General features: G+C 61.5%; 6 protein-coding genes. 3 read left to right on the forward strand and 3 right to left on the reverse strand.

The window, feature by feature from the left end:
• The 3 genes from infB to truB form a co-directional block, all read left to right on the forward strand.
• Nucleotides 1-2,580: translation initiation factor IF-2 (infB, locus tag JWR14_RS29525; protein WP_299716267.1), on the forward strand; the 2,580-nt coding region annotated here is incomplete at its 5' end.
• 124 nt (nt 2,581-2,704) lie between these two features.
• The gene (gene rbfA / locus JWR14_RS29530) at nt 2,705-3,127 is read left to right on the forward strand and encodes a 30S ribosome-binding factor RbfA (RefSeq protein WP_299716270.1); all 423 of its coding nucleotides are present in this window, start codon (nt 2,705-2,707) and stop codon (nt 3,125-3,127) included.
• A gap of 3 nt (nt 3,128-3,130) precedes the next feature.
• The gene (truB, locus tag JWR14_RS29535) at nt 3,131-4,060 is read left to right on the forward strand and encodes a tRNA pseudouridine(55) synthase TruB (RefSeq protein WP_299716273.1); all 930 of its coding nucleotides are present in this window, start codon (nt 3,131-3,133) and stop codon (nt 4,058-4,060) included.
• A 72-nt stretch (nt 4,061-4,132) separates the two neighbouring features.
• Here truB and JWR14_RS29540 read toward each other — a convergent pair whose 3' ends face one another.
• From JWR14_RS29540 to JWR14_RS29550, 3 genes are read right to left on the reverse strand one after another with little or no spacing between them, the layout of a single operon-like run.
• A complete protein-coding gene (locus tag JWR14_RS29540; RefSeq protein ID WP_299716275.1) occupies nt 4,133-5,692 on the reverse strand; it encodes a DHA2 family efflux MFS transporter permease subunit in 1,560 nt (519 codons plus the stop codon).
• A gap of 26 nt (nt 5,693-5,718) precedes the next feature.
• Entirely contained in the window at nt 5,719-6,981 is a 1,263-nt protein-coding gene (locus JWR14_RS29545; RefSeq protein WP_299716278.1) for an efflux RND transporter periplasmic adaptor subunit, read from the reverse strand.
• Nucleotides 6,982-7,023: 42 nt separating this feature from the next.
• On the reverse strand, nt 7,024-8,565 hold the full coding sequence (locus JWR14_RS29550) for an efflux transporter outer membrane subunit (protein ID WP_299716281.1): 1,542 nt from the start codon (nt 8,563-8,565) through the stop codon (nt 7,024-7,026).
• Nucleotides 8,566-8,585 lie beyond the last annotated feature (20 nt).

An 8,585-nucleotide genomic window follows, 5' to 3' on the forward strand; every position in this document is an offset into this window, starting at 1 on the left:
CTTGAGAAGGAAGCGCTCGAACTCAAGGAACGCCAGGAGCGCTTCGAGCGCGAAGAGGCGGAACGAGTTGCGCGTGAAGAGGCTGCTGAAGCCGAGCGCCGCCGTGCCGAGGAAGAAGAGGCGAAGCGTGCTGCCGCTCAGGCGGAAGCCGCGGAAATCTCGCGTGGTGCTTCTACGGCGCGTAAGGAATCCCGCACGGAGTTGAAGACGGAACAGGTCGCTGACGAACCGGTGAAGGCCGAAGTCGCCGCGCCGCAAGTCGACGAGAAGGCCGCCGCCGAGCGCGCCGCTCAACGCGAAGCCGCGAAGAAGGCGGAAGACGCTGCGCGCGCCGCGACCGAAAAGGCTCGCGCCGAGCATGACCAGATCGCGAAACGTCGTGCAGCGGCTGAAGCCGAAGCACGCGCTATCCGCGAAATGATGAATACGCCGCGTAAGGCTCAACAGGCGAAACCGCCTGAGCCGACGCCTGCTGCAGTAGCTGCGGCTGCTGCTGCCGCCAAGGTGGCGGAAGGCGCGAAGGCTGCTGAAGCCAAGGGCACGCTGCACAAGCCGGCACGTCCGGAAGGTTCGGCCCCGGCACGTCCGGCAGTGGCGAAAAAGCCGGCTGCAGGCGCACCGGCGGCAACCACGCCGTCGTTGGGACCGGACAAGAAGAAGGCCGGTGGCAAGAGCAGCTGGCAGGACGATGCAGCCAAGCGTCGCGGTATCAAGACGCGTGGCGACACCAGCGGCGGTGTAGACCGCGGCTGGCGCGGCGGCCCGAAGGGTCGCGGCAAGCATCAGGATCAGACGAACTTCCAGGCGCCGACAGAACCGGTGGTGCGGGAAGTGCATGTGCCGGAAACCGTGTCAGTGGCGGATCTGGCGCACAAGATGTCGGTGAAAGCTTCGGAAGTCATCAAGGTGATGATGAAGCTGGGCCAGATGGTCACGATCAACCAGGTGCTGGACCAGGAAACGGCGATGATTGTCGTCGAAGAACTGGGTCACAGTGCGGTTGCGGCCAAGCTGGACGATCCGGAAGCGCTGCTCTCCGAAGGCGAAACGCAGGAAGAAGTGGGCGAACGCCTGCCGCGTCCTCCGGTGGTCACGGTCATGGGTCACGTCGACCACGGCAAGACCTCGCTGCTCGATTACATTCGCCGCGCGAAGGTCGCGTCGGGCGAAGCGGGCGGGATTACGCAGCACATTGGTGCGTACCACGTGGAAACGCCGCGCGGCGTGATTACGTTCCTGGACACGCCGGGTCACGAGGCCTTCACGGCCATGCGTGCTCGCGGTGCAAAGGCAACGGACATCGTGATCCTGGTGGTCGCAGCCGACGACGGCGTGATGCCGCAAACGAAGGAAGCCATCGCTCATGCGAAGGCGGGTGGCGTGCCTATCGTCGTGGCGATCAACAAGATCGACAAGCCGGGCGCGGCTCCTGAGCGCGTGAAGCAGGAACTCGTGGCTGAAGGCGTGGTGCCGGAAGAATACGGTGGCGATTCGCCGTTCATCGAAGTGTCGGCGAAGACGGGTGTTGGCATCGAAAGTTTGCTGGAAAACCTGTTGCTGCAAGCCGAAGTCATGGAACTGAAGGCGCCGGTCGATGCACCTGCCAAGGGTCTCGTGATCGAAGCGAAGCTCGACAAGGGCAAGGGTCCGGTTGCGACCATCCTGGTGACGTCGGGTACGTTGAACCGCGGTGACATCGTATTGGCGGGTTCGGCTTTTGGCCGCGTTCGGGCCATGCTCGACGAAACCGGCAAGCCGATCAAGTCGGCGGGTCCGTCGATTCCGGTCGAGATTCAAGGTTTGTCGGAAGTGCCGGGCGCTGGTGAAGAAGTCATGGTCCTGCCGGACGAACGCAAGGCGCGTGAAATCGCCCTGTTCCGTCAAGGCAAGTTCCGCGACGTCAAGCTGGCGAAGCAGCAGGCAGCGAAGCTCGAAAACATGCTCGAGTCCATGACGGAAGGCAACGTGCAGAACCTGCCGTTGATCGTCAAGGCCGACGTGCAAGGTTCGCAGGAAGCGCTGGTGCAGTCGCTTATCAAGTTGTCGACCAACGAAGTGCGGGTGCAGATCGTGCACAGCGCGGTCGGCGCGATCAGCGAGTCGGACGTCAACCTGGCAACGGCATCGAAGGCGGTCATTATCGGCTTCAACACGCGGGCTGACGCTCAGGCGCGCAAGGTGGCAGAGTCGAACGGTATCGATATTCGCTACTACAACATCATCTATGACGCTGTAGATGAAGTGAAGGCAGCCATGTCGGGCATGCTGGCGCCGGAGAAGCGCGAAGTGGTCACCGGTATGATGGAAGTTCGCCAGATCATCCGTGTACCGAAGATTGGCGCGATCGCGGGTTGTATGGTTACCGACGGCGTCGTCAAGCGGAACTCCATGGTTCGCGTGCTGCGCAACAACGTGGTCGTCCACACGGGCGAGATCGATTCGCTCAAGCGCTTCAAGGACGATGCGAAGGAAGTGCGTCAGGGCTTCGAGTGCGGTATTTCGCTGAAGAACTACAACGATATGGTCGAAGGTGACCAGTTCGAGATCTTCGAAGTGACGGAAGTCGCGCGTACGCTATAAGAGATTTACCGCTGGACTCGAGGGCGGAGGGGGCTTCACGCCCGCTCCGCCCTTTTTATTTGCATGGGCGAACGCCCTTTGAGCGTCCACACGAGTCCGGCGCATACCAATTTACGGAAACATCATGGCCAAGAAACGTACTTCACCCAACCGCAATGTGCAGATTGCGGATCAGATCCAGCGCGATCTCTCCGAACTGGTGCGCGATGTCAAAGATCCGCGCATTGGTATGGTGACGTTTCAGAGCGTCGAACTGACGCCCGATTACGCCCACGCGAAGGTGTACTTCACGACGCTGACCGGCGACCCGAAGGAAACGGAAGCCGGGTTGAATCATGCAGCCGGGCATTTGCATAATCTGTTGTTCAAGCGCCTGCATATCCATACCGTGCCAACGCTGCATTTCCACTACGACCAGACTGTGGTGCGGGCGGTGGAAATGTCGAAACTGATCGACGAAGCGAATTCAACGCGTGCGTTGGACGACGAAGCGCCCGAGCAAGCCGACGAAGAAGAAAACAAACCACACGACGAGAAGGGCGCCTGATCGATGAACGGTTCTACCCGCCCGAAGATCCCGCGTCGTGTCCTGGATGGCGTGTTGTTACTCGACAAGCCGCTCGGACTGTCGAGTAACGACGCGCTGATTCGCGCCAAGAAAATCTATCTCGCGAAGAAGGCTGGGCACACCGGCACGCTCGATCCGCTCGCGACGGGTCTGCTGCTACTGTGTTTCGGCGAAGCGACCAAGTTTTCGCAGGATCTGCTCGAGGCAGATAAGACGTATGAAGCAACGATGCGTCTCGGCGTGCGCACAACGACCGGCGACGCAGAAGGCGAAGCTTTGCAAACGCGTGACGTGACCTGTGACGAAGCCGCTATTCACGCTGCCATGGCGCATTTTCGTGGCGAGATCGCGCAAGTCCCGCCTATGTATTCCGCGCTGAAACGCGACGGCAAGCCGTTGTACGAGTACGCGCGGGCGGGGCAGACGGTCGAGCGCGAAGCACGCAACGTGACCATTCATGCGCTTGATCTGATCGCGTGTGCGTTGCCGGATGTGACGTTTCGCGTGACATGCAGCAAAGGCACTTACGTGCGGACGCTTGCCGAAGATATCGGCGAGAAGGTGGGATGTGGTGCGCATCTGGTTGCGCTGCGCCGCACCGGCGTAGGCGTGTTGACACTCGAACACGCGGTCACGCTCGACACGCTTGCAGAAGCCGCGCCCGACGAGCGGGATAGCTGGCTGCAGCCGGTGGACGCGTTGTTGTCGACGTTCCCGGCTGTTCATCTCGACGCCGATGCCACGCGTCGTTTCGCGCAAGGGCAGCGGCTGAAGTTATCGGACATTGCGGATGCCCCCGCGACTGCGGACCGCGTGCGTGTCTATGCGCTCGATGACCAGCGTTTGCTCGGCGTAGCGCGAGCGGGTGAGGGCGTGTTGGCGCCGGAGCGGCTGGTGGTATCGGCGGCTTAGAAATCGGCCAATGCAATGCAAAAAAACGCCACGAAATTTCGTGGCGTTTTTTTGTCGCATATCAACTGAACTTCAATGCGCCGCCGAAGCCGCGGCTGCGGAATCTCCGCCGCCGGATCGCTCCGGTTTCGTGATCCAGATCAGCGCGATCAGCGCGACGAATATCCCCGCCGATATATAGAACAGGTCGTTCACGCCCAACTGCGCGGCCTGCTGTGTGGCCATGCTGTTGAAGAGCCCATAACCCTGCGACTGGTTGAAGCCCGCCGCACCGAACTGCTGCATGGATGCAGTGAAGTTCGGGTTATACGCGTTCGCCTGCTCCATGAGTTGCGCGTGATGAACGTTGGATCGATGATCCCAAGCCGTCGAAAAAATCGATGTGCCAATGCCGCCGCACATGATCCGTACGAAGTTCGACAAGCCCGATGCCGCTGGAATTCGGCTTCCCGGCAATCCCGACAGCGTGATGGACACAAGCGGGATGAAGAATCCAGCCATGCCGATGCCCTGGATCACGGTGGGCAGCATCAACGAGAAAGTATCGACACCGGTGGTATAGCGCGAGCGCATCCAGAACACGAGCGCGAAGACGAGGAACGCAACGGTTGCAATCTTGCGTGGGTCGATGCGCGGCAGGAACTTGCCGACCACGGGCGAGAGCAAGACCGCAAACAGTCCGACTGGCGCTAGTACGAGGCCTGCGTTGGTCGCCGTGTAGCCGATGTCGGTCTGCAACCAGAGCGGCAGCAGCACGAGATTACCGAAGTACAGCCCATAACCAATCGCGAGCGCGATGGTCCCACCCGTGAAGTTGCGCAGCTTGAAGAGTGACAAGTCGACGACCGGATGTTCCGCCGTCAGCTCCCACACAATAAAGAATGCCAGCGAGATCACGGCAATCAGCGTCAACACCACGATGGTGGTCGAGTTGAACCAGTCGAGATCCTTGCCCTTGTCGAGCATGATCTGCAGCGAGCCGACCCACAACACGAGCAGACTGAGACCCACGGTATCAATCGGCGCCTTGCGGATGACCGAATCCCGGTCGCGGAAGATCATGAACGTGGCAATGGCCGCGACGAAACCCACCGGAATGTTGACGTAGAAAATCCACGGCCAAGAGATGTTGTCCGAGATCCACCCGCCGAGGATTGGCCCGGCAACCGGCGCGATCAGCGTGGTCATCGACCACATGGAGAGCGCCATGGGCGCTTTCGCTCTCGGATAACTCGCGAGTAGCAGGGTCTGCGAGAGCGGGATCATCGGGCCGGCGACCGCGCCTTGCAACACGCGCGCGGCGAGCAAAAAGGGCAGGGTCGGCGCGAGCCCACACAGCCATGAAGCAATCACGAACAGCACGATCGACGTCATGAACAGGCGCACCTGTCCGAAGCGCTGCGTCAGCCAGCCGGTCAGCGGCACCGAGATTGCATTGGCGACCGCGAACGACGTGATCACCCACGTGCCCTGATCCGACGATACCCCGAGGTCACCGGAGATCGACGGAATGGACACGTTCGCAATCGACGTATCGAGCACGTTCATGAACACCGCGAGCGAGACCGCGATCGTACCGATCACGAGTTTCGCGCCCTCTAGCGGCGGATGAACGGCGTTGGGTTGAGACATATGACGGTTCCGGGAAAACTTGGCGCTTACATCAGCTTGGCGAGGTCTTGCTTCGTCGCCGGCTGAACATTTTCCTTCGACGTCTTCTGCGAACCGCCCGTACCCGGACCCGACGTGCCTTCGTTCGCTTCGATAATGCGGGCGATCTCAGCGTCGGCCTGATCGCCGTACTTGGCGAACACGTCGGTCTGGTACACGGTGTTCGGCGCGGCGCCGAGCTGGCCGCCGTTCTCGTCCTTGATCGTCACGTCCACGTTCATCGATAAACCGATACGCAGCGGATGCTTCTCAAGTTCCTGCGGGTCGAGCCCGATCCGCACCGGCAGACGCTGCACCACCTTGATCCAGTTGCCGGTGGCGTTTTGCGCCGGCAGCAGCGAGAACGCCGAGCCCGTGCCAGCCGAGAAGCCGATCACCTTGCCGTGGAACACCACGCCGGAGCCGTACACGTCGGCGGTGAGTTCAACCGGCTGGCCAATGCGCATATGCGTGAGCTGCACTTCCTTGAAGTTGGCATCGACCCATACGCCGTTCAGCGGCACGATCGCCATCAGCGGATTGCCCGGCGAGACGCGCTGGCCGACCTGCACCGAACGCTTGGCGACATAACCCGTCACCGGCGCCGGCATGGTGTTGCGGGCAAAGTTGATGTACGAATCACGGACCTTCGCGGCAGCGGCGAGCACGTTCGGATGGCTGGCGATGGTCGTGTTCGAGGTCAACGAGCGGTTCGACTGCAATTCCTGTTGCGCCGCGTTGAGCGATGCTTGCGCGCCACGGACAGCGTCCTTGGCGTGCGAGATTTCTTCGCCCGAGACCGCACCCGTCTGCGCAATCGTCATGCGGCGGCGCAAGTCGTCCTGAGCGCGCGAGAGATCTGACTGACGCAGCGCGACTTGCGCCGCGTACTGGTTGTCGTTGACGAACAGCGTGCGCACCTGGCGCACCGTCTGCGCGAGATTCGCTTCGGCTTGATCGAGCGCGACCTTGGAATCGGCGGGATCGAGCACAACGAGCGGGTCGCCCATCTTCACGGTTTGCGTGTCGTCGGCGTTCACCGAGATCACTGTGCCGACCACTTGCGGCGTGATCTGCACGATATTGCCGTTCACGTAGGCGTCATCCGTGCTTTCGTGGAAACGCGCGATCAGGAAGTAGTACAGCCCGTAAGCAATCGCCGCGATGATCACGACCAGTACGATCAGGCTCATCAACACCCGGCGCTTGGTGTTGCTGGTTTTGGGCGCCGGCGCGGCTGCGGCTGCGGCGTTTTGTTGAGGGTCGCTCATGAATGGCTCCGTATTCTCTGTCTTGGGTTGCTGCTAGTCGATTCAGTTGGCTGTCTTTGACGCAGTCGACGCGGTCTGCGACGGTGCGCTCTTCGACGCGTCCTTCAACACGCCGTCGATGGCCAGGTTCGTATCCGCGGCGTCGAATCCGCCACCCAGCGCCTTGATGAGACCCACTTGCAGGTCACGGCGCTTCATGCGCAGATTCGTCACGGTCTGCTCGTTCGCGAGCCGGTTCTGATCGGCGGTGAGCACTTGCAGTTGCTGCGATAAACCCGCTTTGTAGCGAATCACGGCAAGCTGGTACGCATGCGTTGAGGCATCGAGGGCTCGCGCGGCGTCGCTGGTCTGCTGATCCACCGAACGGATCGACGAGATTTGCGTGGCGACTTCGCTGAGCGCGTTGATCAGGGCCTGGTTGTAGTTGGCTACGTCCAGGTCAAAGTCCGCGTAACGGCCTTTCAACTGCGAGCGCAATGCGCCGGCATCGAAGATCGGCAAATGGATGGCCGGCCCCGCGCTGAACTGACGGCTGGTGAAGTTGAGAAAGCGGCCCCACCCGAACGCATCGAAACCTGCCGCCGCCGACAAATTGATGTCGGGGAAAAACTCGGCCTTCGCTTCCTTGATGTCCGATGTCGCTGCTTCCACTTGCCAGCGGGCCGCGACAATATCCGGACGGCGCGAAATCAGATCGGCGGGCACGTTGTCCGGCAGCGTGACCTCGATCTTCGTATTGAGTACCGGTGTGGCGATCTTCAAGCCACGATCCGGGCCTTGACCGAGCAACGCGCCCAACTGATAACGCGTGGTCGTGATCTGGCCGTCGAGTTCGGACAGGTTCGTCTGGCTCGTCGCGATATTGCCTTCAGCGGTGCGGCTTTCCACGTTCGTGTCGAGCCCTGCCAGCACACGGCCGTTCGTGATCCGCCCGATGTCCGTCCGGTTCGCGATCTCCCGTTGGGCCACTTCGCGCAGTGCGTAGAGCAGCGCGAGCTGGTTATAGGTTTGCGCAACGGACGCCGCCAGCGTGACGCGCGCCTGCTGCATGTCGGCCTCGGCGGCCTTCTGCTGCGAGACCGCCTGATCCAGCCGTGCGCGATTCTTGCCCCACAGATCGAGGTCCCACGACGCGCTCACGAGTGCATTGTTTTCGCTATACCACGAGCCGCCGAACGGAGGCGGGTAGAGCGCGTTGGCGGAGTACAGTTCGCGCGACCATGAATACGAGCCGTTCACCTTGGGATAAAGCGCGGAGCGCGACGACTCGATATAGGACGACGCCTTCGCGATGCGCGCCTGCGCCTGCGCAATCGACGGACTGCCAGCCAGCGCTTCGTCGATCAATTGCGGCAATTGCGGATCACCGAACTGCTTTGCCCAGTCGAGCGAGGGCCACTGTCCTCCTTGCGACGGCAGGCTTTGCGCGGCTTGCAGCGCATCGCTTTGCGGCTGCGCGATTTGCTTGTCGCTTTTGATGCCGGCGTAGTTCGCGCAACCTGCCAGCGCGAACGCCGCCACGGCGGCAGCCAGGGCGCTGCGCGCAGCGACGGGCGCGGGCGCGGACGAATAAAAGAGTTTCATCGCTCGGCTCTTTGATAGGG

The organism is Caballeronia sp., from assembly GCF_028292365.1.
Taxonomy (GTDB): domain Bacteria; phylum Pseudomonadota; class Gammaproteobacteria; order Burkholderiales; family Burkholderiaceae; genus Caballeronia.

Excerpts from the sequence above, each read along its gene's own strand:
- rbfA (WP_299716270.1), top strand. The coding sequence starts at position 2,705 with ATGGCCAAGAAACGTACTTCACCCAACCGCAATGTGCAGATTGCGGAT.
- truB (WP_299716273.1), top strand. The coding sequence starts at position 3,131 with ATGAACGGTTCTACCCGCCCGAAGATCCCGCGTCGTGTCCTGGATGGC.
- JWR14_RS29540 (WP_299716275.1), bottom strand. The coding sequence starts at position 5,692 with ATGTCTCAACCCAACGCCGTTCATCCGCCGCTAGAGGGCGCGAAACTC.
- JWR14_RS29545 (WP_299716278.1), bottom strand. The coding sequence starts at position 6,981 with ATGAGCGACCCTCAACAAAACGCCGCAGCCGCAGCCGCGCCGGCGCCC.
- JWR14_RS29550 (WP_299716281.1), bottom strand. The coding sequence starts at position 8,565 with ATGAAACTCTTTTATTCGTCCGCGCCCGCGCCCGTCGCTGCGCGCAGC.